Source organism: Streptomyces sp. NPDC001980 (genome assembly GCF_040296885.1).
Classification (GTDB): Bacteria; Actinomycetota; Actinomycetes; order Streptomycetales; family Streptomycetaceae; genus Streptomyces.
In genome coordinates this window covers 263,995-288,969 of sequence record NZ_JBEOYD010000003.1, presented here as the reverse complement: position 1 = coordinate 288,969, position 24,975 = coordinate 263,995, and the positions used below count along the sequence as shown (strand labels likewise).

The window sequence follows — 24,975 nt, the reverse complement described above, 5'->3', positions numbered from 1 at the left end:
GGAGAACTCACCCGCCCAGCGCCCCCAGCTGATCCAGGAACCACTGCGCGGGCGGCAGTGCGGTGGCGCCCGCGGCCAACCGCTTGCAGCGCTCCGTCCGCTCCTCCACCGGCATCGTCAGCGCCCGCTGCAGGGCCTCCGCCGTCCCCCCGATGTCATAGGGGTTCACCACCACCGCGTCCTCGCCCAGCTCCTCGTACGCCCCCGCCTCCCGCGACAGGACCAGGACGCACCCCTCGTCCGACACCACGGGAATCTCCTTGGCGACCAGGTTCATCCCGTCCCGGATGGGGTTGACGAGCGCCACGTCGGCCAGCCGGTACGCCGCCAGGGACCGCGCGAAGTCGTCCTTCACATGCAGCACCACCGGCGTCCAACCCGCGGTCCCGTACGCCGAGTTGATGTCGTCCGCCACCCGCTGCACCTCGGCCGTGTAGTCGCGGTACACCGCGAGGTCCTGCCGCGACGGATACGCGAACGCGACATGCACCACCCGCTCGCGCCACTCGGGGTGGTCGTCGAGCAGCTGCCGGTACGCCAGCAGCCCCCGCACGATGTTCTTCGACAGCTCCGTCCGGTCGACGCGGACGATGGCCTTCCGCCCCTCGCCGATCTCCTCGCGCAGCGCCCGCATCCGCTCGTCCACGTCCGGCTCGTGCGACCGCTTCCGCAGGAAGTCCGCGTCGGCCCCCAGCCCGTGCACCCCGATCCGGGTCCCGCCGGACGACGGATCGGCGGCCGGAATCCCCGGACCCAGCACCGCGTGACAGCAGTCGACGAACGCGTCCGCCCACCGCCGGGTCAGGAACGCCGCGTGGTCGGCGCCCAGGATCCCGCTCAGCAGCTCCGCCGCGATGTCGTCGGGGAGGAGGCGGAAGTAGTCCGGCGGTGCCCAGGGGGTGTGGGAGAAGTGGCCGATCCGCAGGTCGGGGCGGAGGCGGCGGAGCATGCGCGGGGCGAGTGCCAGGTGGTAGTCCTGGATGACCACCACCGCACCCTCGCCCGCCTCCTGCGACAGGGCCTCCGCGAACGCCCGGTTGTAGGCCTGGTACGAACCCCACTGCCGCCGGAACTCCGCGTCGAAGACGGGCTCCAGCGGGGTCTGGTACAGCATGTGGTGGACGAACCAGAGGACCGAGTTCGCGATGCCGTTGTACGCGTCGGCGAACACGTCGGCGTCGATGTCGAGCATCCGGACCTGCTGCCCGCCGGTGTCCGAGGCCGGCAGCCTGCCGCCCTCGGCCCGCCGCACCGCCTCCCGGTCGCCGTCGCCCAGCGCCGCGCACACCCACACCGCGTTCGCGTCCGGCCCGATGGCCGACAGCCCTGAGACCAGTCCGCCGCCGCCCCTCTTGGCGTGCAGCGAACCGTCTTCGCGCAGGTCGTACGAGACCGGGCCGCGGTTCGAGGCGACCAGCACCTCGGCACCGCCGGTGGAAGCCATGGGGGAAGCCATACGCGTCAACCTAGCCCGGCCCGTAAACGCTCAAACGTACGGCCGCGCCCGACGCGCCGCCGTATACGGCCGTACGGCGAAGTCACGCCATCCGGCGCACGGCTGCCGCACGGCGACCTCACGCCACCTTGCGCTCGGCGTACTCCGTGATCTCCACCATCGGCGGCCGCTCCTCCGTGTCCACGGAGTACGTGCGCGGCTCGAAGCCGTCCTCGCCCCGTTCGAACTGGGTGAGGGAGGGGCGGATCAGGTGGCCGCGGGCCAGCCGCAGCTGGGCCGTGCGGTAGATCGCGGCGGACATCCGGCCGAGGGCCTGGCCGTCCTGGTGGCGGTGCTTGCGGACGCCGACGTCGACCTGCGCCAGCGCGTCGAGCCCCACCAGGTGCAGGGCGTCGACCAGCATGCCCAGCTCCACGCCGTAGCCGACCGGGAAGGGGAGCTGTTCGAGCAGCGAGCGGCGGGCCGCGTACTCGCCGCCGAGCGGCTGGACGAAGCCGGCCAGTTGCGGCCAGTGCATGTTCAGCAGCGGACGGGCCATCAGCTCGGTGACCCGGCCGCCCTGTCCGGCGGCGCCGCCGAGCGGGCGGTCGTACATCGCCTTGACCAGGTCGACGTCCGGGTCGGTGAGGAGGGGGCCGACGATCCCGGTGACGAAGTCGGAGGAGAAGTCCCGCAGGTCGGCGTCGATGAAGCAGACGATGTCCCCGGAGGTGACCAGGAGAGAGCGCCAGAGGACCTCGCCCTTGCCGGGGACGGCGGGGATGCGGGGCAGGATCGCGTCCCGGTGGACGACACGGGCGCCGGCCGCCGCGGCGACGGCCGCCGTGCGGTCGGTGGAGCCGGAGTCGACGACCACGATCTCGTCGACGAGCGGCACCTGCTGCATGAGGTCGTGGCGGATGATCGCGACGATGTCGCCGACGGTCTCCTCCTCGTTGAGCGCGGGCAGCACGACGCTGACCGTCTGTCCGGAGGACCGTTTGGCGGCCATGACCCGGTGCAGCGGACGATCGGTTACGGACCAGGAGCGGGTGGCCAGCCAGCGCTCGACTTCTTCCAGCACGGTCAGCGGCTCCTCACTGTCACGGTCACACGACGAGGTGTGATCCATCTCGCGGTTCGGACGACTCTCTCAACTGTCCTGGCCTTCGGTTACAGTCTTGAACAACGCCGATGACCATCGCATGTCCTGGGGTCACCCGGCGTTGACAACCGCATACCGCTCATCCAGAGGGGCAGAGGGAAACGGCCCGTTGAAGCCCCGGCAACCCTCCAGTCGGTACTCGTAGATCGCCGATCAGTGTCGATCGCTCGCGAGGCTCCCGGCTAGGGAAGGTGCCAAATCCGTCTCACGACGAGATGCGTCGTGAGGAAGATGAGGAGAAAGGGCCTCGCCTCACATGGCTGTGCAGACTGTTGCAAGCACCACGGATTCCACCGTCGACCTCGGCCCCGCCGTTGCCCTCAGCTGCCGCGAGTGCGGTCACCGGGTGCCGCTCGGCCCGTTGTTCGCCTGCGAGGAGTGTTTCGGCCCGCTGGAGATCGCGTACGACTTCTCGGCCTACGACACCGAGGAACTCCGCAAGACGATCGAAGCGGGTCCCGCGAACATCTGGCGCTACGCGCCGCTGCTGCCCGTCCCCGCGGACGTGGCGACCAAGCCGAACATCAACCCCGGCTGGACGAAGCTCGTCCAGGCCGACAACCTGGCCCGTGAGCTCGGGGTGACCGGCGGGCTGTACGTGAAGGACGACTCCGGCAACCCGACGCACTCCTTCAAGGACCGCGTCGTCGCCCAGGCCGTCGAGGCCGCCCGCGCCTTCGGCTACACCACCCTCTCCTGCTCCTCCACCGGCAACCTGGCCGGCGCGGTCGGTGCCGCCGCCGCCCGGGCCGGCTTCCGCTCCTGCGTGTTCATCCCGCACGACCTGGAGCAGGGCAAGATCGTCATGGCCGCGATCTACGGCGGCGAGCTCGTCGGCATCGAGGGCAACTACGACGACGTGAACCGTTTCTGCTCCGAGCTGATCGGCGACCCGGCCGGCGAGGGCTGGGGCTTCGTCAACGTCAACCTGCGGCCGTACTACGCGGAGGGCTCCAAGACCCTGGCGTACGAGATCTGCGAGCAGCTCGGCTGGCGGATCCCGGACCAGCTCGTCGTCCCGATCGCCTCCGGCTCGCAGCTCACGAAGATCGACAAGGGTCTGCAGGAGCTGATCAAGCTCGGTCTCGTCGAGGACAAGCCGTACAAGATCTTCGGTGCCCAGGCCGAGGGGTGCTCGCCGGTGTCGGTGGCCTACAAGGAGGGCCACGACGTGGTCCGCCCGCAGAAGCCGAACACCATCGCCAAGTCCCTCGCCATCGGCAACCCGGCCGACGGGCCGTACGTCCTCGACATCGCGCGGCGCACCGGCGGTGCCGTGGAGGACGTGACCGACGAGCAGGTCGTCGACGCCATCAAGCTGCTCGCGCGGACCGAGGGAATCTTCGCGGAAACCGCCGGCGGGGTGACGGTTGGAGTCACCAAAAAGCTCATTGAGAATGGGTTGATTGATCCGGCGAAGTCGGTCGTTGTACTCAACACCGGTGATGGACTGAAGACGCTGGACGCGGTGGCGGGGACCGGGCTCACCGCGACCATTCGCCCTAATCTGGAGTCTTTCCGCGAGGCCGGGCTCGCCTGAGTCCCCGAGAAATAGGGCGTTGCCCAGACCGGAGGTAAAAACGTGAGCGTCACCGTTCGCATCCCCACCATCCTGCGCACCTACACCGGTGGTCAGGCCGAAGTCGCCGCCGAAGGGGCCACCCTCGGCGAGGTCATCTCGGACCTGGAGAAGAAGCACACCGGTATCTCCGCGCGTGTTCTCGACGACCAGGGCAAGCTGCGCCGGTTCGTCAACGTGTACGTCAACGACGACGACGTGCGGTTCGAGCAGGGCCTGGAGACCGTCACCCCGGACGGCGCCGGCGTCTCCATCATCCCGGCCGTCGCCGGCGGCTGACCTGCTGACCTGCATGACAGGCTGATCGAATGACCGAACATTACCTTCGGTAACGCCGATCACCGACTGTTCATCTGATTGCCCCCTCCGTGAGAGAAGCGGAGGGGGCAATTCTGTGTGGTTGAGCGCGGTACAGTTGGGGAACACGGTCCCGATCTCCAGGTCGGGAGCCCCGTATTCGATACCGCGAGCCCAGCAAGAAGTAGCCAAAGTGTGCGGGTTATATGCGGCTTTTGTGGCCTTTATGGGGCCCGACTTGCCCTGAATTCGGCCGAATTCTTGCTACATTCCGGACCCCTTCCGTCCAGAATTCTCGTCCGATTGACCTGTTGCAGACGGCAGTTGGACAGATACATTCAGCCGCGGTCGACGCGTTCCGGCGCACGCCCCCAACCAATGGGGGGTGAGGTCTGACCCGGATCCGCGAAGTGTGGATCTGTGCAAGGGCCAGTAATAGGGGAGTTAGGCATGGCTCAGGGCACCGTCAAGTGGTTCAACGCGGAGAAGGGGTACGGCTTCATCGCGGTCGACGGTGGTGCGGATGTTTTCGTCCACTACAGCGCGATTCAGATGGACGGCTACCGCACCCTGGAAGAGGGTCAGCGGGTCGATTTCGAGATCTCGCAGGGCCAGAAGGGGCCGCAGGCGGACATGGTCCGGCTGGCGACCAGCTGAAGCACGCGCCGACTGACAGCGACGTTCTTCTGTACTTCTTCGAAGGGCTCGTGCCTCCCGGGGCACGGGCCCTTCGGCATGTCCAGGGCCCTCGGTCCTCATGTCCTGGGCCCCAGTCCGCGAGAGCCGCTTGCACTCGCCTAGGCCGAGTGCTAATCATTGGCGTTAGCACTCTGAAGGTGAGAGTGACAACGAAGGACCGGGTCGGTGAGGCCCGCAGGCCGGGTGGGGCAAGGAACCCACGGGTCGGCGAGCCGTCCGTCGCGGGCGCGGGCGCGGTCCTGAAGACTCACCCCCAGTCCTGGAGGGACCACTTCACATGGCCAAGATCATCGCGTTCGACGAGGAGGCGCGGCGCGGCCTTGAGCGCGGTATGAACCAGCTCGCCGACGCCGTCAAGGTCACCCTCGGCCCCAAGGGCCGCAACGTCGTCCTTGAGAAGAAGTGGGGCGCCCCCACGATCACCAACGATGGTGTGTCCATCGCCAAGGAGATCGAGCTGGAGGACCCGTACGAGAAGATCGGCGCCGAGCTGGTCAAGGAAGTCGCCAAGAAGACGGACGACGTCGCCGGTGACGGTACGACCACCGCGACCGTCCTCGCCCAGGCCCTGGTCCGCGAGGGCCTGCGCAACGTGGCCGCCGGTGCCAACCCGATGGCTCTGAAGCGCGGTATCGAGAAGGCCGTCGAGGCCGTCTCCGGTGCCCTCCTGGAGCAGGCGAAGGACGTCGAGACCAAGGAGCAGATCGCCTCCACGGCCTCCATCTCCGCCGCCGACACCCAGATCGGCGAGCTCATCGCCGAGGCCATGGACAAGGTCGGCAAGGAAGGCGTCATCACCGTCGAGGAGTCCCAGACCTTCGGTCTGGAGCTGGAGCTCACCGAGGGTATGCGCTTCGACAAGGGCTACATCTCGGCGTACTTCGCCACCGACATGGAGCGTATGGAGGCGTCCCTCGACGACCCGTACATCCTGATCGCCAACTCGAAGATCGGCTCCGTCAAGGACCTGCTCCCGCTCCTGGAGAAGGTCATGCAGTCGGGCAAGCCGCTGCTGATCATCGCCGAGGACGTCGAGGGCGAGGCCCTGTCGACCCTGGTCGTCAACAAGATCCGCGGCACCTTCAAGTCCGTCGCCGTCAAGGCCCCGGGCTTCGGCGACCGCCGCAAGGCGATGCTGAACGACATCGCCATCCTCACCGGCGGCGAGGTCATCTCCGAGGAGGTCGGTCTCAAGCTCGAGAACACGACCCTCGACCTGCTGGGCCGCGCCCGCAAGGTCGTCATCACCAAGGACGAGACCACCATCGTCGACGGTGCCGGCTCCACCGAGCAGGTCCAGGGCCGGGTCAACCAGATCCGCGCCGAGATCGAGCAGTCCGACTCGGACTACGACCGTGAGAAGCTCCAGGAGCGCCTGGCCAAGCTCGCCGGTGGCGTCGCCGTCATCAAGGCCGGTGCCGCGACCGAGGTCGAGCTCAAGGAGCGCAAGCACCGCATCGAGGACGCCGTCCGCAACGCCAAGGCGGCCGTCGAGGAGGGCATCGTCGCCGGTGGTGGCGTGGCGCTCATCCAGGCGTCCACCGTCTTCGAGAAGCTGGACCTCGAAGGTGACGAGGCGACCGGCGCCCAGGCCGTGAAGCTCGCCCTTGAGGCCCCGCTGAAGCAGATCGCCGTCAACGCCGGCCTCGAGGGCGGCGTCGTGGTGGAGAAGGTCCGCAACCTCACCCCGGGTCACGGCCTGAACGCCGCGACCGGTGAATACGTCGACCTGGTCGCCGAGGGCATCATCGACCCGGCGAAGGTGACGCGCTCTGCCCTGCAGAACGCCGCCTCCATCGCCGCGCTGTTCCTCACCACCGAGGCCGTCATCGCCGACAAGCCGGAGAAGGCCGCCGCGGCCGCTCCGGGCGGCATGCCGGGCGGTGACATGGACTTCTGAGCCTGAGGCTCGGATGTTCTGACGCAGCACCGAGGGCGGCACCCCCTGTTCGACAGGGGGTGCCGCCCTTCGGCGTTTCCGCAGCTGAGCAAGCGGGAGCTGCTCGTCGGCCGAGCGGCTCGGGCGAAGTCCGCTGCGGTTCGGCAGCGCCCCGAGGGGCGCTGGGGGTACCCCCGGCCGGAGCGCTCGGCACGGACGGCGGTGGGGCCGTGTCCCGGGTCACACGGCATCCGTGCGGGAGCGGGAATGTGCACGCCCGGGCAGGTCGTTCTGCACAGACGTGCACTCGATGCGTGTGCACATACCGTCCGGTATACGACCTGGGTGTATTGCCCGGGTACCCGACCTACTCACGAGGAGCCCCCCACGTGACCGTCACCACGCCCCCCGCCTCCCGCGCGGCCGAGATCCTCTCCCGTCCCATCGCCCTGAACGGGCTCACGGTCCCCAACCGGATCGTGATGGCGCCGATGACCCGCCAGTTCAGCCCCGGCGGCATCCCCGGCGAGGACGTGGTCTCGTACTACTCCCGCCGGGCCGCCGCCGGTGTCGGTCTGATCGTCACCGAGGGGACGTACGTCGGCCACGACTCGGCCGGGCAGAGCACCCGCGTCCCGCGGTTCCACGGTGAGGAGCAGCTGGCGGGCTGGGCGAAGGTCGCCGAGGGGGTGCACGCGGCCGGCGGCACGATCGTCCCGCAGCTGTGGCACATCGGCATGGTCCGCAAGCAGGGCCAGCCGCCGGTCGCGGACGCCCCCGCCGTCGGCCCCTCCGGCATCCGCCTGGACGGCACCGAGGGCGAGGGCAGGCCGATGACCTCGCAGGACCTGGACGACGTCATCCGCGCGTTCGCCGAGGCCGCGGCCGACGCCGAGCGCATCGGCTTCGACGGCGTCGAGCTGCACGGCGCCCACGGCTACCTGCTCGACCAGTTCCTGTGGGCGGGCACCAACCGCCGCAGCGACGCGTACGGCGGCGACCCGGTCGCCCGTACGAAGTTCGCGGCGGAGATCGTGGCCGCCGTACGCGACTCGGTCTCCCCGGAGTTCCCGGTCATCTTCCGCTACTCGCAGTGGAAGTCCGACAACTACGACGCCCGCCTCGCCGAGACCCCCGAGGAGCTGGAGGCGATCCTCACCCCGCTGGCCGCCGCCGGCGTCGACGTCTTCCACGCCTCCACGCGCCGCTACTGGCTCCCCGAGTTCGACGGCTCCGACCTGAACCTGGCCGGCTGGACCAAGAAGCTCACCGGCAGGCCCACCATCACCGTCGGCTCGGTCGGTCTCGACGGCGACTTCATCAAGGGCTTCCAGGGCGAGGGCTCCCCGGTCAAGGGCATCGACGACCTCCTCGACAGCCTGGAGCGCGACGAGTACGACATGGTCGCCGTCGGCCGCGCCCTCCTCCAGGACCCCGAGTGGGCGGCGAAGGTCCTGGCCGGCCGCACGGACGAGCTCACGTCGTACGACGCGGAGGCGCTCAAGACGCTGAGCTGATCCCGGCGGTTCGCCCCCCTGCCCTGGTCGTGATCATCCCGCGATGCTCATGACCAGGGCGACCACACCCTGCACGGGCAGGGACAGGAGGCCGAAGATCAGGGCGCCGTAGGGCGCGGCGTCCGCCTCCTTGCCCCGGTACCTCCCGAAGGCCCAGCCGCCGGCGGCGGCCAGGAGAGGTATGAGGGCCAGTACGACGTAACCCGTCGCGAACAGCGGGACCACGTCGAGCGCCAGCAGTACCGCCACCCCGGCCCAAACGCCTCGCACCTCGCGGGTCTCGGGGCGTCCGAAGTGCATCGCGCCGTAGATCACGGAGTGGACGAGGGCGACGAGGGTGCAGAGGACGACCAGGGACACGGCCTCGTCGCCCAGGGCCGCCAGGAAGTTCCCGAACAGCAGGGCGTCCGGGGCGTGCAACAGGTCGCCGAAGCCCATCACCCCGAGGGTGATCAGGAGCGAGACACGCAACTGCTTGAGCAGGCCGCTCACCGGCGCTCTCCTGTCGCGTGGGTCGCGTATGTGGTCACGGCTCGGCTCTCCGGTCGGCGGCTGACTGTCGGCTGGCTGTTGAGATATGGGACGTCAGGATCCTGTGCGAGCGGCCCCCGGGAACGGCCCCAAGACGCGGCGCTGACCTGCCGGAACGTCTCAAGTGGGGTGCGGAACCTGCCCACTTGCCTCGCGCACTTCGTTATCGGCTTGTGATGGCCGCCGGAGCCGCCGGTGCCGGTCCGGCCGAACGGACACATGTTCCCTGCGCGGGATCCACGGGCCCATGAGACGGTGTACGAGATCGACGAGGCGGAGGCCAGGGCGTTCGTGGCCCGGCGCGGCTGACCCGGATCGCCTGGATTCACTCCAACGGGTGAGGGGTGTTCGGCACTCGTGCGAGACGCCGGACGTTTCATCGGTGACCGGCCGTGAAACCGGTGGCGGTCAGTCGTCGGAAGTGGCAGCAACCAGCCGTCGAAAGCGAGCGATCATGATCACGAACGAGTCCGCCGAGCCGACGGCCGCCGCCGAGGGCCCTGTCGTGCGCACCACCGCCGGTGCCGTGCGCGGCCTGCGGGAGGACGGCCTGGCGGTCTTCCGGGGGATACCGTTCGCCGAACCCCCGGTGGGAGCGGCCAGGTTCGCCGCGCCGCGCCCGGCGCGGCCCTGGGAGGGGACGCGTGAGGCGTACGCCTTCGGCCCGCCGCCCCCGCAGGACCTGGGCATCCAGGGGCGCACGGGTGTCCTGGAGGCCCCCGAGGGCGACGACTGGCTGACGGTGAACGTGTGGACACCCGCCCCGGACCCGGCCGCCCGCCGCCCGGTGATGGTGTGGATCTACGGCGGCGCCTACAAGCTCGGCCACTCCGGCAGCCCCGGCTACGACGCCCAGCACATCGCCCGCGACGGCGACGTGGTCGTGGTCTCCCTCAACTACCGCGTCGGCATGGAGGGTTTCGCCCAGATCGAGGGCGCGCCCGCCAACCGGGGCCTGCTGGACCAGGTGGCGGCGCTGGAGTGGGTGCGGGAGAACATCACGGCGTTCGGCGGCGACCCCGGCCAGGTCACGGTCTTCGGCGAGTCGGCGGGCGCCGGATCGGTGGCGTCCCTCCTGGCGATGCCGAGGGCGCGCGGGCTGTTCCGGCGGGCGATCGCGCAGAGCGTCCCGGGCACGTTCTTCTCCCTCGACCTGGCCGAGGACATCGGCAGGGCCCTCGCCGCCGAGGCCGGCCTGCGCCCCACGGCGGCCGACCTGGCGACGACCGACCCGCGCCGGCTGACCGAGGCCGGGCAGGCGCTCGGCGCCAAGATGCCCCAGTACGTGGACCGCTGGGGCCAGATCGCGCCGACGGTCACCCCGTTCTCCCCGGTGGTCGACGGCGAGGTGCTCCCGACCACCCCCTGGCAGGCGCTGGCCTCCGGTGCCGCCCGCGACGTGGACCTCCTCGTCGGTCACAACCGCGACGAGTTCCGCCTGTTCCTGGTCATGAGCGGGATGTACGGCAAGATCACGGAGGAGCAGGCGACCGGCGCCCTGCGCCTGTTCGCACCGGGCGGCTCGGTGGGCGAGCACGCCTACCGCGCGGCCCACCCCGACGCCTCGCCGAGCGAGCTGTACGAACGGGTGCAGACCGACTGGCTGTTCGCCGTACCGTCCCTGCGCCTGGCGGAGGCGCAGACCGCGGGCGGCGGCCGGGCCCACCTCTACGAACTGACCTGGAGCGCCCCGGGCAACGACGGACTCCTCGGCGCCTGCCACGGCCTGGACATCCCCCTCCTCTTCGGCACGTTCGAGGCGGACATCGCCAACCTCCTCTGGGCCGGCACCGACGTCACCCCCGAGGCCGAGGCCCTCTCCGCCCGCTTCCGCACCGCATGGACGTCCTTCGCCGCGAGCGGCGACCCGGGCTGGCCGGCCTACGACACCGAGGCCCGCACCACCCAGGTCCTGGACGCGACACCGACGGTGACGGCGTACCCGGAGGAGACGAGCAGGCAGCTGTGGGAGGGACACGACTTCGCTCCCTCACCACTGCTCGGCTGACCGAGGTCAGGCCTTGTCGGCGGCCCCGTTCAGGTCCGCCGCCGGGCACGGATCCGGCACAACTCGCGGACGCCGTCCGGGCCCCGGCAGGACCGCAGCTGTTCACCCGGCTCACCGCGGGGCGGGGCTGGCCGGCCGCCACCTACGAGGAATGGCTGGCCGACACGCTCGCCGCCACGCTCCTGCCCCGGGAAGGGTGAGCCGCGGGACCGGGCCGGTCACGGCAGGATGGAGTCGACGTAGCCGCCGTCCACCCTCAGGGCGCCACCGGTGGTGGCCGAGGCCTGGTCGGAGCTGAGGTAGACCACCATGTGGGCGATCTCCTCCGGCTCGATCAGGCGCCGCAGCAGCGACTGCGGCCGGTGTTCGCGCATGAAGACGCGCTGGGCCTCGTCCCAGGGCAGGTCGCGGTCGACGAGTTCGTAGACGAAGTCCTCGACGCCCCCGGTGTGGGTGGGACCGGCGATCACGGAGTTCACCGTGACGCCCGTACCGGCGGCCTGCTTGGCGAAGCCGCGGCCCACCGCGAGCAGCGCGGTCTTCGACATGCCGTAGTGGATCATCTCCGCGGGGATGGCGACCGCCGAGTCGCTGGCGATGTACTGGATGCGCCCCCAGCCGCGTTCGGTCATGCCCGGCAGGAAGAGGCGGGTCAGCCGCACCGCGGCCAGGACGTTCACCTCGAAGTACCGCCGCCACTCCTCGTCGGTGATCCGCAGGGGGTCCTCGGCGCCGAAGATCCCCAGGTTGTTGACGAGGATGTCCACCTGCGGCAGCGCCTCCGCCGCCCGTCGGGCGCCCTCCTCGCCGGTCACGTCCGCCGCGACCGGCACGAGGTCGGCGCCGGGCGCCTGCTCCTTCAGCCGGGCCACGCTCTCCTCGACGCGCCGCGCGTCCCGGCCGTTGACCCCCACCCGGGCCCCGGCCCGGGCCAGGCCGACGGCGATCGCCGCGCCGATGCCCTGCGTGGAGCCGGTGACCAGTGCCGTGCGCCCCGTCAGATCGATCTTCATCCCGCCGAACCCCTTCCGCGTATCTGTCTCCGCTCAGGTACCCGGGTGGGCGTTCCGGCACAAAGGGTTCGGGCGTTCAGTGCCTGGATGGCGGCATCGGTGAAGCTCGGGGCGGTCGGGAGACGGCGGCCGATCTCCGTGGATCACCGATGCCGCGCGCTACTGTTCCCCGCGTGACAGGCGAGGACACTTCCACGGCAAGGCCGGACGGACGGGTCGAACGGGGGAACCGCACCCGTCGGCTGGTGCTGGACCGGACCGTCGAGATCGCGTCCGTGGAGGGGCTGGAGGCGTTGTCCGTCGGGCGGTTGGCGTCGGATCTGGGGCTCAGCAAGAGCGGGGTGTTCGCGCTCTTCGGGTCCAAGGAGGAGATGCAGCTTGCCACCGTGCGGGAGGCGGGACGCGTCTTCGCCGAGCGGGTGATCCGTCCGGTGTCGGCGGAACCCGCGGGGGTGCTGCGGGTGTGGCGGCTGTGCGAGGCCTGGCTCGAGTACTCGCGGGGGCGGGTCTTTCCGGGCGGCTGCTTCTTCTACGAGGTGATCGCCGAGTTCGACGCCCGCTCGGGGCCGGTGCACGACGCCGTGGTGCGGGCCCAGCGAGACTGGTCGGCGTACGTGGAGCGCACCGTCGCCGAGGCGCGGGAGGTGGGTGAGTTGCGGGCCGACGTCGATGCGCCCCAACTTTCCTTCGAACTCATCGCGTTGATGGAGGCCGCCAACGGGGTCGCGGTGCTGCGCGGCGAGGAGACCGCCTACCGGCGGGCCCGCGTCGGGATAGCGGCACGCCTGCGGACGGTAGCGGCGGATCCGCTGCGGGTGCCGCAAGTCTCCTGAATCCACGGCAAATCGAAGAGCGCGGGCGGCGCGAAAACAACTAGCACGACCGTTCGCACAATTTTAGAATCGGTGTCATGACTGTCACCGGAGCGGACATCGTCGAGTTGGACCGGATCGCCGTGCGTGAGGCGGTTCGGGTGGTGGATCTGGCGGGCGGCGAGGACTGGGAACGGGACACCCCCTGTGCGGGGTGGACGTTGCGTCGGCTGGTGGCGCACATGGCGGCCCAGCACCACGGCTTCGCGGCCGCCGCACGGGGCGCCGGACAGGATGCCGCCCGGTGGCGGGAGCCGCAGGACATGAGCGAGCCGTCGCGGGTGCACCGGGCGGCCGCGGCGGAGGTGCTCGGCGCGTTCGGCGAACCGGGGGCGAGCGAGCGGGAGTTCGCGCTGCCGGAGCTCGGCGGGAGCTTTCCCGGACGGAGGGCGATCAGCTTCCACTTCGTCGACTACGTGGTGCACGCCTGGGACGTGGCCGCCACCCTCGACGTGGCGGTGGAACTGCCGGACGACGTGCTCGGCGCGGCCCTCGCCGTCGCGCGGCTCGTTCCGGCGGACCCGGCGGGGCGGGGGCCGGGGTTCGCCTTCGCGCCCGCGGAGGAGGTTCCCGCGGGGGCCGGACCGCTGGAGGAGACGTTGCGGCTGCTGGGGAGGGAGCCGGAGCGCAGGTGAGGGCCGTGGGGCCGGACCCGGTCGTCACCCCGGTGACGGCGCGGTGATCCGCTTCTCGAACCAGTGATGGGCGTACGGCTCGTCGTTGAACGCCGGAACCTCCTGGAAGCCGTAGGAGTGGTAGAGGCCGATCGCGGAGCTGAGCGTCTTGTTGGTGTCCAGGCGCAGGGTGTCGTAGCCGTGCCGGGCGGCCTGTGCCTCCAGCTCGGTCAGGAACCGGCGGGCGAGGCCGAGTCTGCGGGCGTGCGGGGCGACCCACATGCGCTTGATCTCGGCCGGAGCCCCGGGCGGCAGCTTCACCCCCGCGCAGCCGACGGGTTCGCCGTGCAGCCGGGCGACCAGGAACAGGCCGCGCGGCGGCCGGAGTTCGCCCGCGTCGGGCAGCAGGCTGCGCGCGGGATCGAAGCCGGTGTCGAAGCGCTCCTGCAACTCGGCGAAGTAGGACAGCAGGCAGTGCCGGGCGTCGGGGTGGTCGGGGTCGACGACGTCCAGGGTGACCGTCCCGGCGGTCAGCAGCCGGTCGACCTCGGCCATGGCCGCGACCAGCCGGGCGCGCTGTGCGGCGTTGAGCGGCCGGAGCAGGGAAGCGGCGAGGTCGTCGCTGCGGTCGTCGAGCAGGGCGCGCTCCGCGCGGCCCTTCTCGGTGAGCCGCGCCGTGCGTACCCGTCTGTCCTGGGGCTGCGGCTCCACCGCCACCAGCCCGGCGGCCTCCAGGGAACGCAGCAGCCGGCTGACGTACCCGGAGTCGAGCCCGAGCCGTTCGCGCAGACGCCGGACGTCCTGGCCCTGCTCGCCGATCTCCCAGAGCAGCCGGGACTCGCCGATCGGCCGGTCACGGCCCAGGTAGCGGTCGTGGAGCACGCCCACGCGTTCGGTGACGGTCCGGTTGAACCGCCGTACGTCCTCGATCTGTGCCCGATCCATCCTCTGACTTTAGTCAGAGAACAGTGGGTGGCGCCACCGGCCGCTAGAGGTTGCCGAGCGGCTCGATGTCCACGTGCACCGGAGTGCCCCAGACCCGGAGCACCTCGTAGTCGGTGAACTCGTGGACCAGTCGGTAGGCCATGGCCGGCCGGGACCCGCGTCGCTGGGCGGCGAGGTACAGCTCGGCCTCGCGCCGGTCGCGCCGGGGGGTGCCGCACAGCTCCCACTCCCGGCCGTTCCACGCCTCCGGCAGCCAGCGCTGCTGCGGCTGCGGCCGGTCGGCCCGCGCCCCGTAACGCGACATGGAGGGACTGACGGCCTCCCCCGGCAGCGGCCGGGGCCCACCCGCGAACTCCGACCGCCGCGCGGCCCGCCGCCGCGTCTCGCAGAGCAGGCACAGGTCAGGGGCGCTCTCGTCCACGGGGCCCTGCGGATGCTCGGCACACCGGGTGGTGGGCGCGGCCGCGCTGACGCTCTCCTCCAGCAGATCGAGGGCGCGCCGGAGGTCGTCCTTGACCTCGTGCAGCTTGGCGTCGGGAGTGTCGCCGGTCAGGGCCTCCCCGTGCTCGCCGAGCAGACGAAGGGCTCGGCCCAGAGCGGTGAGCTGGGAGTGGTTCATATGAACCAGCGTGGCATACGGCGCTGACAACACCTCCGGAACGTCCGGAGCGTGATGTCAGGTGCTGCGACCTACCTTGAGCACGTAGACGGTGACCGTCTCGCCGTCCGGGCGGTAGAGCACCCGCCAAGTGCCGACGTGCAGGCGGTAATACCCCGATGTTCCGAGTGCGCGGGCCTCCTCCGGGCGAGGCTCTTCGGCAAGCGCTCGCACCGCTGCGGCAGCCGCCTTGGCACCCACGGGATCGATCGCCCGCAGCCGCCGGAACTCGTCCATGGCGCGGTGTTCCCACACCACCGCGTGGATCACGAAGCGACCTCTCGGCGGTCCTCGTCCTCCAACTGCGCCATGAACTCGTCGTGCGCCATCGAAGGCCCGGAGCGAGCGGCTTCCCGTGCACGTGCTTCGGCGATGTCCGCGTCGTCCCGAAGTCGCTGAAGTTCCTCAAGCTCGCTTATGGGGATCAGCGCTGCGGCGGGCTTGCCGTACTCGGTGATCAGGATGTGCTCCTGACCGTGCCGGACCCGGCCGACAAGCTGGCCGAGCTGGTTCCGGGCCTCCACAAGCGGATATGTCTCCATGGAAAAACTGTACACACCTGCGGGTGCGTGCAGTGTGTGCGCAGGAGCCGTCATGCCGGTGTCCTCTCTCGTCGTTGGTTCATCGCGCCACGGATCTCGGCGACCCGGGACTGGACCTCGGGAGGTGACAGGGGTGTGTGGGGACTGCTCGGGGCGGGTTCGCCCCGGCATGCGCCGCAGATGCCGCCCGGCAGCGCCTCCGGGCGGCCCGGCGCTCTGCACTTCGCGCACTCCAGGATCCGGAGCGGCGGGCGGGCGGGGGGACGCACCGGCTCGGGAGGGAGCTTGTCGGTGAGGCGTCTGCGCAGCAGGGCGGCCGGGTGGTGGACGGGCGAGGGCAGGCCGCTGGTCAGGGCCTGGAGTGCGTACTCGTCGGTGGCGCCGCGAGCGAACCACTCCATGAGCAGCGGGGCGAGGGCGGCGCAGTCGGCCTGGGAGAGGGAGAGCGCGGGAGCCGTACGGCCGAGGGCCGCGAGGAGGATGTGGGCGCGGCTGCGGGTGGGGCGGGCCCGGTCGGGAGGCTGCTCCGGCTCCGGTACGGCGCCTCGGGTGAACGCCGCCCACCAGTCATCGTCGCGTGCGGTACGGGACCACCACGATCGGGTGATCCAGCGTCGGGTCCCCGAGTCGGCCAGATGTTCCCGGCCTCGCCTCAAGTGCCCGGCCCGCTGGAGGTTGTTGAGGGCGGTGCGGAGCGCGCACTGACCGTATGGGAGGTGCTTGGCCAGCGTCTTCACGGAGATGTCGGCGCCGTCCGGGAGCCGGTCGACGTACCCGGCGATGGCGGCTTCGCGGGGTGGGAGGTGGGCGAAGTCGTGGGCGGTGCGACGGAGTTGGCCGGGCGCGGACCGCTTTCCGTACCCCGGGTTGGCCATGGGGTGCGGGGTGACGTGCGCGGGCGGGAGGGCAGCACTAAGCTGGCTGTCAGCCATGGGATCGAGCCTCGTAACCGATCTCGTTGGTCAAGCCCCCGCAGGTGTTGGTAGCGCCTGACGGGGGCTGTTTCGTTCGTTATGCGGGCACGCTAGACGATCGTGACTGTGCGTGGCAACTCGAACGCGTCACGTCAACTCGCCGGGTGGGAGGGTGGGTTGAGGCCCTCCACCCGTTCCCTGAAAAAAGGGCTCGGGACTGGCGGCTTGAGCCTCGGGGCACCGCGCAGGGCCGCCAGTTTCTCGGTGTCGTCGGATTCGGGGGCGGGCGCGTAGACGACGATGCGGAGGTCGGAGCCGGGGACCGTGAGGACGTCGAGGTCGAGGGTGAGGTCGCCGACCAGGGGGTGTTCGACGGTCTTGCGGTCGCCGGTGTGGAGGCCCGCGGTGCCGTTGGACCACAGCCGGGCGAAGCGGGGGCTGGTTTCCAGGAGGCGGTCGACGAGTAAGGAGAGGCGGGCGTCGTCGGGGTAGGCCACCGCCGTGACCCGCAGGTCGGCCACCAGGGACTCCTCCTCGACCTCGTCGCCCGCCCAGGACCGTACCGGCCAGGCGGCGATGGAATCGACGCGGTGGCCGCCGTGGGAGCGGAACATCCCGGCGACGAGATTGCCCTGGTCCCAGCCGTACGTACGGGGGTCCCCGATGACGGCGGCCCACATCCGGTTCCAGCTCAGCAGCGTCCAGTCGGCGGCGTAGACCGCGACCGGCGCGTCGCCCAGCTGCCGGACGAGCCGGTGGACCCTCGGCGGCACCTGCCGTGGCACATCACCGGCGGCGGGCGGGGTGAGCCGGGCGCACCGGAACAGGTGGTCGCGCTCCTCGGCGTCCAGGCGCAGCGCCCGGGACAGGGCGCCGACGACCTGGGCCGAGGGGTTGCGGGCGCGGCCCTGTTCGAGCCGCACCACGTAGTCGACGGACAGCCCGGCCAGGCGGGCCAGTTCCTCACGGCGCAGACCGGGGATGCGCCGGTCCGCGGCGGATTCCAGCTCGCCCGTCAGGGGTGAACGGCGCTCCCGCCAGCCGCGCAGGGCGATGCCGAAGTTGTTCGTCGTTGCCATGCGGGCATCATCGTTCGCAATTGTTCGGATGAGCTGCGCACAGTGGAAGTCCTTTGCCACATCTGGGTAAAGGCCTGCTTGGGGCAGCGGTCAGGAGCTGAGCGCGGCCTCGGCGGAGGTCCGGGCGGCCGCCCAGTGGGCCCGGGTGAAGGCGGCGGCGGAGTTCAGCGCCTCGTCGGCCTCGTCGAGCATGACGGCGAACGCCTGGAAGACGTGCGGGACTTGGGGCCAGACCTGGAGTTCGACGCGGACGTCGTCGGCGGCGGCGCGGGCGGCCAGCCGGACGGCGTCGTCCAGCAGGATCTCGTGCGAGCCCACCTGGACGAGCAGCGGCGGCAGCCCCGTCAGGTCGGCGAAGACCGGGCTGGCCAGCGGCTCGGTGCCGGGCGTCGTCGGACCGAGGTAGTCGCGGGCCCGGGTGCGCAGGGCCTGCGGGGTGAGTGCCGGGTCCAGGTCGGCCCTGCCGGTCGCGCCGGCTCCGGACACCGTGAGGTCGGCCCAGGGGGAGAACACCGCGGCCGAGGACGGCTGGGGCAGCCCCGCCGCCTTGAGGGCGACCAGCGTCGCGACGGTCAGGCCGCCCCCGGCGGACTCGCCGACGAAGGCGATCCGGGCGGCGGGGACGCCCTGGTCGAGCAGCGCGCGGTACGCGGCCACCGCGTCGTCGACGGCCGCGGGGAACGGGTTCTCCGGAGCCAGCCGGTAGTCGACGCAGACGGCACGGGCGCCGACGCGCCGGGACACGTCGGCGGCCAGGCCCGCCGCGTCGGCGGCGGAGCCGATGGCGTACGCGCCGCCATGGAAGTACAGGACCACGTCGGACGGATCGCCGCCCGGCGTCTCGACCGTGACGACAGGGACGCCGCCGAGCAGACCGGGGGTGGTCGTGACATCGGGGGGCAGCGGTATCGAGGTCATCATCTCGTGGAAGACCGCGCGTGCTTCGGCTATGTCGCCGCCGACGTCGAGCGGGGAGTGCCGGAGCATCTCGTCGAGGTCGCGGCGTTGCTGCCCGGACATGGCTGTGCCTTTCGTAAGGGGGGCGGACGCGGGGTGCCGGCGGGGGCGCCGACGTTCAGCGCGGCGGGCCGAGGATGATCTGGCCGTACATGTCGGCGGCCTCGGCCATCAGGTCCTTGGATATCTCGAACCCCTCCGGCCGTGCGGTCGACAGGTCGCGTCCGGCGTGCCGGAACATGCCCTCGATGCCGGCCGGAGTGCAGATCATCAACAGGTCGGCGGTGTCGGAGGTGATCCGGTAGCCGTGCGGGACGTTCTTGGGCAGATAGACGATCCCGCCCTCCGTCAGCTCCAGCTCCTGGTCGTCCGACCACACCAGCGCGGTGCCCTTGATCAGCATGAAGACCTCGTCCTCGCGGGTGTGCATGTGATAGGGCGGCGCCTCCCCCTTGGCGACGCTGAACCGTCCCACGGTCAGCTGTCCGTCGGTGGCCGCACTGTCCAGGAGGACGGCGAACTGGCCGCCGTCGAGCCATTCGAGCTTCTGCTGCTGGTCGGGCTGGGCGAGGTACATCATGCTCACGGCGGTGTCCGTTCGGTGTGGGTGACCGGTGTGGGGTGACCATCCCGCGCCGATGATCCTCTTCCGGAACCGGCCGTCGCCAGAGCCTGGGGTAGGACCAGCGGTACCACCGGCAGCGCCGCCCAGGGCATGGACGAGGCCTTTCACGTACGATTCAGACGTATGGTCCGTTACGTGACCATATGGGGAGTTCTGTCATGGATGGTCTTGCCGATCTGGGCGGCACACCGGGATGGGGTCCCGTGCACCCCCCGCCTCCCGACGAACCGGTCTTCGCGGAGCCCTGGCAGCGCCGGGCCTTCGCCCTCGCGATCCTCTCCAGCCGTGTCGCGTCCGGCGGCGTCAACACGGATGCCTTCCGGCACGCCCTGGAGCGCCTGGACCGGGCCGCCTACTTCGACGACGGCTACTACGGCCGCTGGCTCAACGGCGGGGAACTGATGCTCCACGACAGTGCCGTCCTCGCGCCCGGCGCGATCGACGCCCGCGCCCGCAACCTGCGCGGCGAACACGTCCCGGAGCCCCCGAGCCCCGAGCCCCACCGGCCCGACTACGCGCCGACCGCCGAGGGCTCGCTGCGCTCGGTCGACACCGAGCCCGCCTTCACCGTCGGCGAGCGGGTACGGGCCCGCGCCGCATCCGTGCCCGGCCACACCCGGCTCCCGCGCTACGCCCGCGGACACACCGGCACCGTCCAGGCCGTACAGCCCGCCGCCGTACTGCCCGACACCAACGCCCACTTCCAGGGCGAGAACCCGCAGTACGTCTACTCCGTGCGGTTCGACTCCCGCGAACTGTGGGGCGCCGACGCCGAACCCTTCGCCGTCACCCTGGAGATGTACGAGAGCTACCTGGAGGCCGCCGCATGACCACCGCCGGATCCGGCGAACGCCTGCCCCCGGCCCTGCGCACCGAGGCGCTGGAGCAACTGCTCACCGAACGGGGCCTGATCGACCCGAAGGTGATGGACGGGATCATCACCGAGTACGAGACCAACGTGGGCCCCCTCAACGGCGCCAAGGTCGTCGCCAGGGCCTGGACCGACCCGGAGTACCGGCGCCGCCTGCTCCGGGACGGCACCGCCGCCATCAAGGAACTCGGCTTCTCCGGACCCCAGGGCGAGCACATCGTCGTCGTGGAGAACACCCCCACCACGCATCACGTGGTCGTGTGCACCCTGTGCTCCTGCTACCCGTGGCCGGTGCTCGGCCTGCCGCCCAGCTGGTACAAGGACCCCGCCTACCGCGCCCGCGTCGTGAAGGAGCCCCGCCGGGTGCTGGCCGAGATGGGCCTCGCACTCGACGACGACGTGCGGATCACCGTCCATGACTCCACCAGCGAGGTCCGCTGGCTGGTCCTGCCCGAGCGGCCGGCGGGCACCGGCCACCTGACCGAGGAGGAACTCGTGCCGCTGATCACCCGGGACTCGATGGTCGGCGTGGCCAAGGCGACGGCCCCATGACCGCGCCGCTCGACATCGACGGCCCGGCCGCGCCGCCCCGCTCCAACGGCGAACTCACCTTCGCCGAGCCGTGGGAGAGCCGCGCCTTCGGCATGGCCGTCAGCCTGTGCGAGACGGGCGCGTTCACCTGGCCGCAGTTCCAGAGCGCGCTGATCGCCCGGATCGCGGCAGCCTCGGAGGGGCCGTACCGCTACTACCAGCTGTGGCTGGGCGCCCTGGAGGACGTACTCGCCGGCCTCTCCGTCGTGTCCCCGGAGGACATCACCGCCCGCGCCCGGGCCCTGGCGCAGCGCCCTCGGGGCCACGACCACGGCTCTTGACGCCGTCGACGAAGGCCGACCAGGTCTCCGGCAGGAACGCGAGTGTCGGGCCGTGGGGGGCGGTTTTGGAGTCGCGGACGGGGATGAGGGTGGGGTGGGCGGCGGTGACTTCGAGGCAGTTTCCGCCGCCCTGGCTATAGCTCGACTTGATCCACGTGGCCGTGCTCAGGTCGTGGTTAGGGATGTACCTCATGGGCGTAATCCTGCGCCAACGCCTCGATCAGGGCTAGCGACTTCTCTTGCGAGAGCGCGGAGGCAACGAGGAGATCAAACAGGAACCTCAGTTGGGTGACCGTGGCCGGGTCATCCTCCAACCGCCCACTGCGCACCGCTTCGAGGTAGGCCAGCGTCGGGGCCTCCTCGAACTCCATCAGCTTGAGGGCTCCCGCCATGCCCGCGTGCGCACCTGCGCTGAGCGGCAGCACCTGCATGATGACCCGGTTGCGGCGGGACAGGTCGGCAATGTGGCGCAGGGCTTCCGCCATCACTACCCGGCCGCCGGTTTCCCGGCGCAGCGCCGCCTCGTCAAGCACGGCCCACAACAACGGTTTTGTCGGATGGTCAAGCAGACGGATCCGCTCCATCCGGCCTTCCGTCCACTCCTCGATGGTCTCTTCCGACGCGGTCGGGGCGTAGGCGCGGTTCACGATCCGGGCATACGTGGGCGTCTGCAACAGCCCGGGAATCAGGAGCGGTACGTATTCCCTGATCGCTGTGGCTTGAGCCTCGATCTCCGCTACGTCTGCGAAGTAATCCTCATACTTCGACCTGGCCGCCGCCTTGCAGTTCCGCTTGAAGAAGCCGTCAGTCTCCAGGACTTCGTCCAGCAGGCGGGCGAGATCCGGCAGCATTCGCCGAGTCCCTGACTCCAACTGTCCGATGTAGGACCCGCTCACGAACACCATCTGGCCCAACTCGGCCTGGCTCAGCCCCTTCTGCTCGCGCGCATGCCGTAACTCCGCCCCCAGCAAGGCGCGCGGCGATGACGACGGATCCAGGTCCTTGGGTCCTGACATGGGCCACTCCCTGTCTCAACAGCCGAAGTTGTTGGGATGCCGTATCTGGCCAGGTTAGAGGCATGCCCGACACGCTGTGTGGCGAACCGAGAACTCAGCGTGGAGGTGCGGAATGGTGCTGCGACCCACCGAAGAAGTCGTGGAGACGTTGCGGTTGGCCCTGCGGGGCGTCGGTGTCGTCCTGCCGTCGCTGTGCGTCGACCCGGTGACCGGTGCGAGCGACGAGCCCTTCGCACTGGTCGAGTTGGGGCGGTGCAATGTGCGGGTCGCGGAGCGGCTGGCCTCGGTGGTCCGGGGGGAACGGCCGCCGCTCGGGACGTACGTGACGGACGTACGGGACGGGCGGATCGGTGAGGTCAGGGGGCATGTCGGCGGGAAGGTGCAGTTGCGGCCCGTGGCGGGTGGGCGGGAGTGGGACTGCCCGCCCGAGTCGCTGGAGCCGGCGCCGCCGGACGAGGTGCTGCGGGCGCAGGTGCGGCGCGTCAACGGGACGCGGCGACTGCCTTGTTGACGTCTGGAGAGGAAGCCCGCTCTGTAGTGTCGCAAGCATGAGCGTTGAGGCGGACATCACCGAACGCGAGCTGACCCATCCCTGGGAAGGCGTTCTGATCGCTCCGGTGCACGGGAGCGAGGTCGGCGTTCTGGTCCTGGCGGGATCCAGTGGGCGCGTCGAGCGTGAACGGGCGCGCATCCTCGCTCGGCAGGGCTTCGCGGCCTTGGCGATCCGCTGGTTCGGTGGGCCCGGGCAGCCGCCGGGGATCTGCGAAGTTCCCCTGGAGACCTTCACCGCCGCCGTTGACCTCCTTCGGCTGGGCGGAGCGCGACGCATCGGAGTTCTCGGCTTCTCCAAGGGGGCTGAGGCAGCTCTGCTCACGGCTGTGCACGACCCGCGTGTGGACGTGGCGATCGCGCTGTCGCCCACCTCGCGAGTCTGGTGCAATGTCGGCCCGGGCCGCGACGGAGCGCACCACCCGTATCGCTCGTCCTGGACCTGGCGGGAACGGCCGCTGCCGTTCGTCCCGATGGACGATTCCTGGGCTCCCGCGGAGCCGGACAGCGGGCCCGTCGCCATCCGGGGATGGTACGAACGGAGCGAGCGGACGTTCGCTCGCTCGCTTGCGTCGGCGGAGATCCCCGTGGAGACGGCCAGAGCGGATCTCCTGTTGGTGGCGGGCGGCGATGACGCGATGTGGCCCTCGCTTCCCTACGCCGAGCAGTTGGCGCAACGCCGACGGTCGGTGGGGGCAACCGTGCGTCTGATCGCCCGCGACGACGCCGGCCACCGGCAGCGCCTTCCTGGTGAGAGCCCCGCGCCGGCGTCCCCGCGCTTCAGGTACGGGGGCACTCCTGAAGCGGACGCGCTCCTCGGCAGGGCGGCGTGGCCGTACATCCTCGACGCGCTCGGCGACGGAAGGGCCGCTGCCGACGGCCGCTGAAACTGGCCGACTTCCGTGCGTCGGCTGCGGCACGCGGAGGGTGACGTCATCACCTGGATCGCCGAGGTGACGGGTCACCCGGGACACCTGCGCCGCTGAAGCCGGCGTAGGTCGCCAGGAAGCCCACGGCGTAACCGGTCAGCAGGCCGCCCGCGTAGATCGCCGCCGCCAGGGCCGGGCCCCTGTTTCCCGTGAGAAGGGGGAACAGGGCCCAGCCCGAGGGGCCGATGGCGGTGGCGCCCACCCGGTCGCCGAGGACCGCGAAGAAGCCGACGAAGGCGCCGCCCGCCGCCCCGCCCGCGCAGGCGGTGAGGAAGGGGCGACCGAGGGGGAGCGAGACGCCGTAGATGAGGGGCTCGCCGACGCCCAGCAGGCCGGCCGGGAGCGCCGACCTGATCGTCGTACGGAGCTGGGTGTCGTGGCGGAGGCGGGCGTAGACGGCGAGGGCGGCGCCCACCTGGCCGGCGCCCGCCATGGCGAGGAGGGGGAGCAGGACGGTGTAGCCCTGCTGCTGGATGAGGGTGGTGTGGATGGGGATCAGGGCCTGGTGCAGGCCCAGCATGACGAGGGGGAGGAAGAGACCGCCGAGGACCAGGCCGGCGAGCGGGCCGGTGGTGGCGAGCAGCCAGTTGGCCGCGGTGCCGATGGCGGAGGAGACGAGACCGGCGGCGTACATGAGGCCGTAGAGCGTGGCGAGGCCCGCGACGAGGACGGTGACGGTGGGGGTGAGGAGGACGTCGAGGGCGTCCGGGACGCGCCCCCGGCACCACCTCTCGACGCCGACGGCGAGCAGCGCCGCCGCCAGGGCTCCGAGGACCCCGCCCTGACCGGGGGCGAGCGCCACCCCGAAGGCCGTCACCTTCGCGACGCCCGGATAGACGACGACCGCCGCGACCGCGCCCCCGAGGACGGGCGTTCCGCCGAACACCTTCGCCGTGTTGTATCCGACGAAGACGCTGATCAGGGCCATGAAGCCGGAGGCGACGGCGGCGAGGGCGGGGGTCAGCCAGGGCAGCCAACCGGCGTTCACGAGGAGCCCGTTGAGGCCGGCCAGCACCCCGCAGCCGATCAGGGCGGGGATGAGCGGCACGAAGATGTCCGCGACGCGGCGGAGGGCCGTCTTGACCGGGGTCGCGTTGCGCCGGGCGCGGTCCGCCCGCAGCTCGGCCCCGCGGGCGGCGAGCCGCTGCGCGGACAGCAGCTTCTCGAACTCGGCGGTCACGGTCACCACGGCCCCCGGCCCGATGACGATCTGCACGGTGTCCGCGTCGGCCACCACCCCCAGCACCCCCGGCACGGCCCGCACCGCCGCCGCGTCCACGAGCGAGCGATCGGCCAGCCCCACCCTGAGCCGGGTCATGCAGTGGGCGACGGAGGTGACGTTCCCGGGGCCGCCGACCAGGGGCAGCAGCGCGGTGGCGGTGTCGTACGACGATCTCTGCACCCTCCGA

28 protein-coding genes and 1 riboswitch are annotated in these 24,975 nt (G+C 70.9%); of the genes, 13 read left to right on the top strand and 15 right to left on the bottom strand.

Going from position 1 to position 24,975, the window contains the following annotated elements; all coding sequences use genetic code 11:
- Nucleotides 1-7 precede the first annotated feature (7 nt).
- The gene (locus ABT137_RS05970; RefSeq protein ID WP_351703118.1) at nt 8-1,444 is read right to left on the bottom strand and encodes an alpha,alpha-trehalose-phosphate synthase (UDP-forming); all 1,437 of its coding nucleotides are present in this window, start codon (nt 1,442-1,444) and stop codon (nt 8-10) included.
- A gap of 130 nt (nt 1,445-1,574) precedes the next feature.
- The gene (locus ABT137_RS05965; RefSeq protein WP_351703116.1) at nt 1,575-2,519 is read right to left on the bottom strand and encodes a glucosyl-3-phosphoglycerate synthase; all 945 of its coding nucleotides are present in this window, start codon (nt 2,517-2,519) and stop codon (nt 1,575-1,577) included.
- Nucleotides 2,520-2,676: 157 nt separating this feature from the next.
- Nucleotides 2,677-2,838: riboswitch (SAM riboswitch) on the top strand.
- A gap of 18 nt (nt 2,839-2,856) precedes the next feature.
- Here ABT137_RS05965 and thrC point away from each other — a divergent pair.
- The 5 genes from thrC to ABT137_RS05940 all read left to right on the top strand — a co-directional run bounded on the left by thrC (nt 2,857) and on the right by ABT137_RS05940 (nt 8,571).
- On the top strand, nt 2,857-4,140 hold the full coding sequence (gene thrC, locus ABT137_RS05960) for a threonine synthase (RefSeq protein ID WP_351703114.1): 1,284 nt from the start codon (nt 2,857-2,859) through the stop codon (nt 4,138-4,140).
- 42 nt (nt 4,141-4,182) lie between these two features.
- Nucleotides 4,183-4,458 (top strand): MoaD/ThiS family protein, encoded by a 276-nt coding sequence (locus tag ABT137_RS05955; protein WP_351703111.1) that lies wholly within the window; start codon nt 4,183-4,185, stop codon nt 4,456-4,458.
- A 468-nt stretch (nt 4,459-4,926) separates the two neighbouring features.
- Complete coding sequence (locus ABT137_RS05950; RefSeq protein WP_019057200.1) at nt 4,927-5,133, top strand: cold-shock protein; 207 nt, start codon at nt 4,927-4,929, stop codon at nt 5,131-5,133.
- 319 nt (nt 5,134-5,452) lie between these two features.
- Nucleotides 5,453-7,075, top strand: a complete 1,623-nt coding sequence (groL, locus tag ABT137_RS05945; protein ID WP_351703108.1) for a chaperonin GroEL — start codon at nt 5,453-5,455, stop codon at nt 7,073-7,075.
- A 368-nt stretch (nt 7,076-7,443) separates the two neighbouring features.
- Entirely contained in the window at nt 7,444-8,571 is a 1,128-nt protein-coding gene (locus ABT137_RS05940; protein ID WP_351703105.1) for an NADH:flavin oxidoreductase, read from the top strand.
- A 33-nt stretch (nt 8,572-8,604) separates the two neighbouring features.
- On the opposite strand, the gene ABT137_RS05935 is transcribed toward ABT137_RS05940, so the two are convergent.
- Nucleotides 8,605-9,063, bottom strand: a complete 459-nt coding sequence (locus ABT137_RS05935; RefSeq protein ID WP_351703102.1) for a hypothetical protein — start codon at nt 9,061-9,063, stop codon at nt 8,605-8,607.
- Nucleotides 9,064-9,556: 493 nt separating this feature from the next.
- Between ABT137_RS05935 and ABT137_RS05930 the strand changes: the two genes are divergently transcribed.
- Nucleotides 9,557-11,110 carry a carboxylesterase/lipase family protein gene (locus ABT137_RS05930; RefSeq protein WP_351703100.1) on the top strand — a complete coding sequence of 518 codons (1,554 nt, stop codon included), beginning with the start codon at nt 9,557-9,559 and terminating at the stop codon, nt 11,108-11,110.
- A 218-nt stretch (nt 11,111-11,328) separates the two neighbouring features.
- Here ABT137_RS05930 and ABT137_RS05925 read toward each other — a convergent pair whose 3' ends face one another.
- On the bottom strand, nt 11,329-12,123 hold the full coding sequence (locus tag ABT137_RS05925) for an SDR family NAD(P)-dependent oxidoreductase (RefSeq protein ID WP_351703097.1): 795 nt from the start codon (nt 12,121-12,123) through the stop codon (nt 11,329-11,331).
- 149 nt (nt 12,124-12,272) lie between these two features.
- Here ABT137_RS05925 and ABT137_RS05920 point away from each other — a divergent pair, with 149 nt between their 5' ends.
- Nucleotides 12,273-12,956 carry a TetR/AcrR family transcriptional regulator gene (locus ABT137_RS05920; protein WP_351703094.1) on the top strand — a complete coding sequence of 228 codons (684 nt, stop codon included), beginning with the start codon at nt 12,273-12,275 and terminating at the stop codon, nt 12,954-12,956.
- Nucleotides 12,957-13,033: 77 nt separating this feature from the next.
- Nucleotides 13,034-13,630, top strand: coding sequence for a TIGR03086 family metal-binding protein (locus tag ABT137_RS05915; protein ID WP_351703091.1), 597 nt, complete (start codon nt 13,034-13,036; stop codon nt 13,628-13,630).
- A gap of 24 nt (nt 13,631-13,654) precedes the next feature.
- Here the strand turns inward: ABT137_RS05915 and ABT137_RS05910 are convergent, their stop codons facing one another.
- The 8 genes from ABT137_RS05910 to ABT137_RS05875 form a co-directional block, all read right to left on the bottom strand.
- On the bottom strand, nt 13,655-14,554 hold the full coding sequence (locus ABT137_RS05910; protein ID WP_351703088.1) for a bifunctional helix-turn-helix transcriptional regulator/GNAT family N-acetyltransferase: 900 nt from the start codon (nt 14,552-14,554) through the stop codon (nt 13,655-13,657).
- Nucleotides 14,555-14,597: 43 nt separating this feature from the next.
- Nucleotides 14,598-15,173 carry a hypothetical protein gene (locus ABT137_RS05905; RefSeq protein WP_351703085.1) on the bottom strand — a complete coding sequence of 192 codons (576 nt, stop codon included), beginning with the start codon at nt 15,171-15,173 and terminating at the stop codon, nt 14,598-14,600.
- Between the two features lie 57 nt (nt 15,174-15,230).
- On the bottom strand, nt 15,231-15,482 hold the full coding sequence (locus ABT137_RS05900; RefSeq protein WP_351703082.1) for a type II toxin-antitoxin system RelE family toxin: 252 nt from the start codon (nt 15,480-15,482) through the stop codon (nt 15,231-15,233).
- Nucleotides 15,479-15,754 carry a type II toxin-antitoxin system Phd/YefM family antitoxin gene (locus ABT137_RS05895; RefSeq protein WP_351703079.1) on the bottom strand — a complete coding sequence of 92 codons (276 nt, stop codon included), beginning with the start codon at nt 15,752-15,754 and terminating at the stop codon, nt 15,479-15,481. The genes ABT137_RS05900 and ABT137_RS05895 overlap by 4 nt, the downstream gene beginning before the upstream one ends.
- A 50-nt stretch (nt 15,755-15,804) precedes the next feature.
- Nucleotides 15,805-16,686, bottom strand: coding sequence for a hypothetical protein (locus ABT137_RS05890; RefSeq protein WP_351703076.1), 882 nt, complete (start codon nt 16,684-16,686; stop codon nt 15,805-15,807).
- Between the two features lie 134 nt (nt 16,687-16,820).
- Complete coding sequence (locus tag ABT137_RS05885; RefSeq protein ID WP_351703073.1) at nt 16,821-17,747, bottom strand: helix-turn-helix transcriptional regulator; 927 nt, start codon at nt 17,745-17,747, stop codon at nt 16,821-16,823.
- Between the two features lie 90 nt (nt 17,748-17,837).
- Complete coding sequence (locus ABT137_RS05880) at nt 17,838-18,767, bottom strand: alpha/beta hydrolase fold domain-containing protein (protein ID WP_351703070.1); 930 nt, start codon at nt 18,765-18,767, stop codon at nt 17,838-17,840.
- A 55-nt stretch (nt 18,768-18,822) separates the two neighbouring features.
- Nucleotides 18,823-19,284, bottom strand: a complete 462-nt coding sequence (locus ABT137_RS05875; RefSeq protein ID WP_351703615.1) for a cupin domain-containing protein — start codon at nt 19,282-19,284, stop codon at nt 18,823-18,825.
- Nucleotides 19,285-19,487: 203 nt separating this feature from the next.
- On the opposite strand from ABT137_RS05875, the gene nthB reads away from it, so the two are divergent.
- From nthB to ABT137_RS05860, 3 genes are read left to right on the top strand one after another with little or no spacing between them, the layout of a single operon-like run.
- Nucleotides 19,488-20,159: a nitrile hydratase subunit beta gene (gene nthB, locus ABT137_RS05870; RefSeq protein ID WP_351703067.1), complete on the top strand. Its 672-nt coding sequence runs from the start codon at nt 19,488-19,490 to the stop codon at nt 20,157-20,159.
- On the top strand, nt 20,156-20,752 hold the full coding sequence (gene nthA, locus ABT137_RS05865; RefSeq protein WP_351703064.1) for a nitrile hydratase subunit alpha: 597 nt from the start codon (nt 20,156-20,158) through the stop codon (nt 20,750-20,752). Before nthB ends, nthA begins: the two co-directional genes overlap by 4 nt.
- The gene (locus ABT137_RS05860) at nt 20,749-21,072 is read left to right on the top strand and encodes a nitrile hydratase accessory protein (RefSeq protein WP_351703061.1); all 324 of its coding nucleotides are present in this window, start codon (nt 20,749-20,751) and stop codon (nt 21,070-21,072) included. The genes nthA and ABT137_RS05860 overlap by 4 nt, the downstream gene beginning before the upstream one ends.
- Here the strand turns inward: ABT137_RS05860 and ABT137_RS05855 are convergent.
- Both ABT137_RS05855 and ABT137_RS05850 read right to left on the bottom strand, forming a co-directional pair.
- Nucleotides 21,014-21,265, bottom strand: a complete 252-nt coding sequence (locus ABT137_RS05855) for a DUF397 domain-containing protein (RefSeq protein WP_351703058.1) — start codon at nt 21,263-21,265, stop codon at nt 21,014-21,016. The two genes, ABT137_RS05860 and ABT137_RS05855, sit on opposite strands and share 59 nt — an antisense overlap.
- Nucleotides 21,249-22,088, bottom strand: coding sequence for a helix-turn-helix domain-containing protein (locus ABT137_RS05850; protein WP_351703055.1), 840 nt, complete (start codon nt 22,086-22,088; stop codon nt 21,249-21,251). The genes ABT137_RS05855 and ABT137_RS05850 overlap by 17 nt, the downstream gene beginning before the upstream one ends.
- Before the next feature lie 118 nt (nt 22,089-22,206).
- On the opposite strand from ABT137_RS05850, the gene ABT137_RS05845 reads away from it, so the two are divergent.
- Nucleotides 22,207-22,599, top strand: coding sequence for a hypothetical protein (locus ABT137_RS05845; protein ID WP_351703612.1), 393 nt, complete (start codon nt 22,207-22,209; stop codon nt 22,597-22,599).
- Nucleotides 22,600-22,636: 37 nt separating this feature from the next.
- Nucleotides 22,637-23,524: an acyl-CoA thioester hydrolase/BAAT C-terminal domain-containing protein gene (locus tag ABT137_RS05840; protein WP_351703052.1), complete on the top strand. Its 888-nt coding sequence runs from the start codon at nt 22,637-22,639 to the stop codon at nt 23,522-23,524.
- Between the two features lie 49 nt (nt 23,525-23,573).
- Here the strand turns inward: ABT137_RS05840 and ABT137_RS05835 are convergent, their stop codons facing one another.
- Nucleotides 23,574-24,968, bottom strand: a complete 1,395-nt coding sequence (locus ABT137_RS05835) for a PTS transporter subunit EIIC (RefSeq protein ID WP_351703049.1) — start codon at nt 24,966-24,968, stop codon at nt 23,574-23,576.
- Nucleotides 24,969-24,975 lie beyond the last annotated feature (7 nt).

Bases quoted from the DNA above. Each gene is read 5' to 3' on its own strand.
- ABT137_RS05970 (WP_351703118.1), bottom strand. From the start codon at position 1,444: ATGGCTTCCACCGGCGGTGCCGAGGTGCTGGTCGCCTCGAACCGCGGC.
- thrC (WP_351703114.1), top strand. From the start codon at position 2,857: ATGGCTGTGCAGACTGTTGCAAGCACCACGGATTCCACCGTCGACCTC.
- ABT137_RS05950 (WP_019057200.1), top strand. From the start codon at position 4,927: ATGGCTCAGGGCACCGTCAAGTGGTTCAACGCGGAGAAGGGGTACGGC.
- groL (WP_351703108.1), top strand. From the start codon at position 5,453: ATGGCCAAGATCATCGCGTTCGACGAGGAGGCGCGGCGCGGCCTTGAG.
- ABT137_RS05930 (WP_351703100.1), top strand. From the start codon at position 9,557: ATGATCACGAACGAGTCCGCCGAGCCGACGGCCGCCGCCGAGGGCCCT.
- ABT137_RS05925 (WP_351703097.1), bottom strand. From the start codon at position 12,123: ATGAAGATCGATCTGACGGGGCGCACGGCACTGGTCACCGGCTCCACG.
- ABT137_RS05920 (WP_351703094.1), top strand. From the start codon at position 12,273: ATGCCGCGCGCTACTGTTCCCCGCGTGACAGGCGAGGACACTTCCACG.
- ABT137_RS05915 (WP_351703091.1), top strand. From the start codon at position 13,034: ATGACTGTCACCGGAGCGGACATCGTCGAGTTGGACCGGATCGCCGTG.
- ABT137_RS05910 (WP_351703088.1), bottom strand. From the start codon at position 14,554: ATGGATCGGGCACAGATCGAGGACGTACGGCGGTTCAACCGGACCGTC.
- ABT137_RS05905 (WP_351703085.1), bottom strand. From the start codon at position 15,173: ATGAACCACTCCCAGCTCACCGCTCTGGGCCGAGCCCTTCGTCTGCTC.
- ABT137_RS05895 (WP_351703079.1), bottom strand. From the start codon at position 15,754: ATGGAGACATATCCGCTTGTGGAGGCCCGGAACCAGCTCGGCCAGCTT.
- ABT137_RS05890 (WP_351703076.1), bottom strand. From the start codon at position 16,686: ATGGCTGACAGCCAGCTTAGTGCTGCCCTCCCGCCCGCGCACGTCACC.
- ABT137_RS05885 (WP_351703073.1), bottom strand. From the start codon at position 17,747: ATGGCAACGACGAACAACTTCGGCATCGCCCTGCGCGGCTGGCGGGAG.
- ABT137_RS05880 (WP_351703070.1), bottom strand. From the start codon at position 18,767: ATGTCCGGGCAGCAACGCCGCGACCTCGACGAGATGCTCCGGCACTCC.
- ABT137_RS05875 (WP_351703615.1), bottom strand. From the start codon at position 19,284: ATGATGTACCTCGCCCAGCCCGACCAGCAGCAGAAGCTCGAATGGCTC.
- nthB (WP_351703067.1), top strand. From the start codon at position 19,488: ATGGATGGTCTTGCCGATCTGGGCGGCACACCGGGATGGGGTCCCGTG.
- nthA (WP_351703064.1), top strand. From the start codon at position 20,156: ATGACCACCGCCGGATCCGGCGAACGCCTGCCCCCGGCCCTGCGCACC.
- ABT137_RS05860 (WP_351703061.1), top strand. From the start codon at position 20,749: ATGACCGCGCCGCTCGACATCGACGGCCCGGCCGCGCCGCCCCGCTCC.
- ABT137_RS05855 (WP_351703058.1), bottom strand. From the start codon at position 21,265: ATGAGGTACATCCCTAACCACGACCTGAGCACGGCCACGTGGATCAAG.
- ABT137_RS05850 (WP_351703055.1), bottom strand. From the start codon at position 22,088: ATGTCAGGACCCAAGGACCTGGATCCGTCGTCATCGCCGCGCGCCTTG.
- ABT137_RS05840 (WP_351703052.1), top strand. From the start codon at position 22,637: ATGAGCGTTGAGGCGGACATCACCGAACGCGAGCTGACCCATCCCTGG.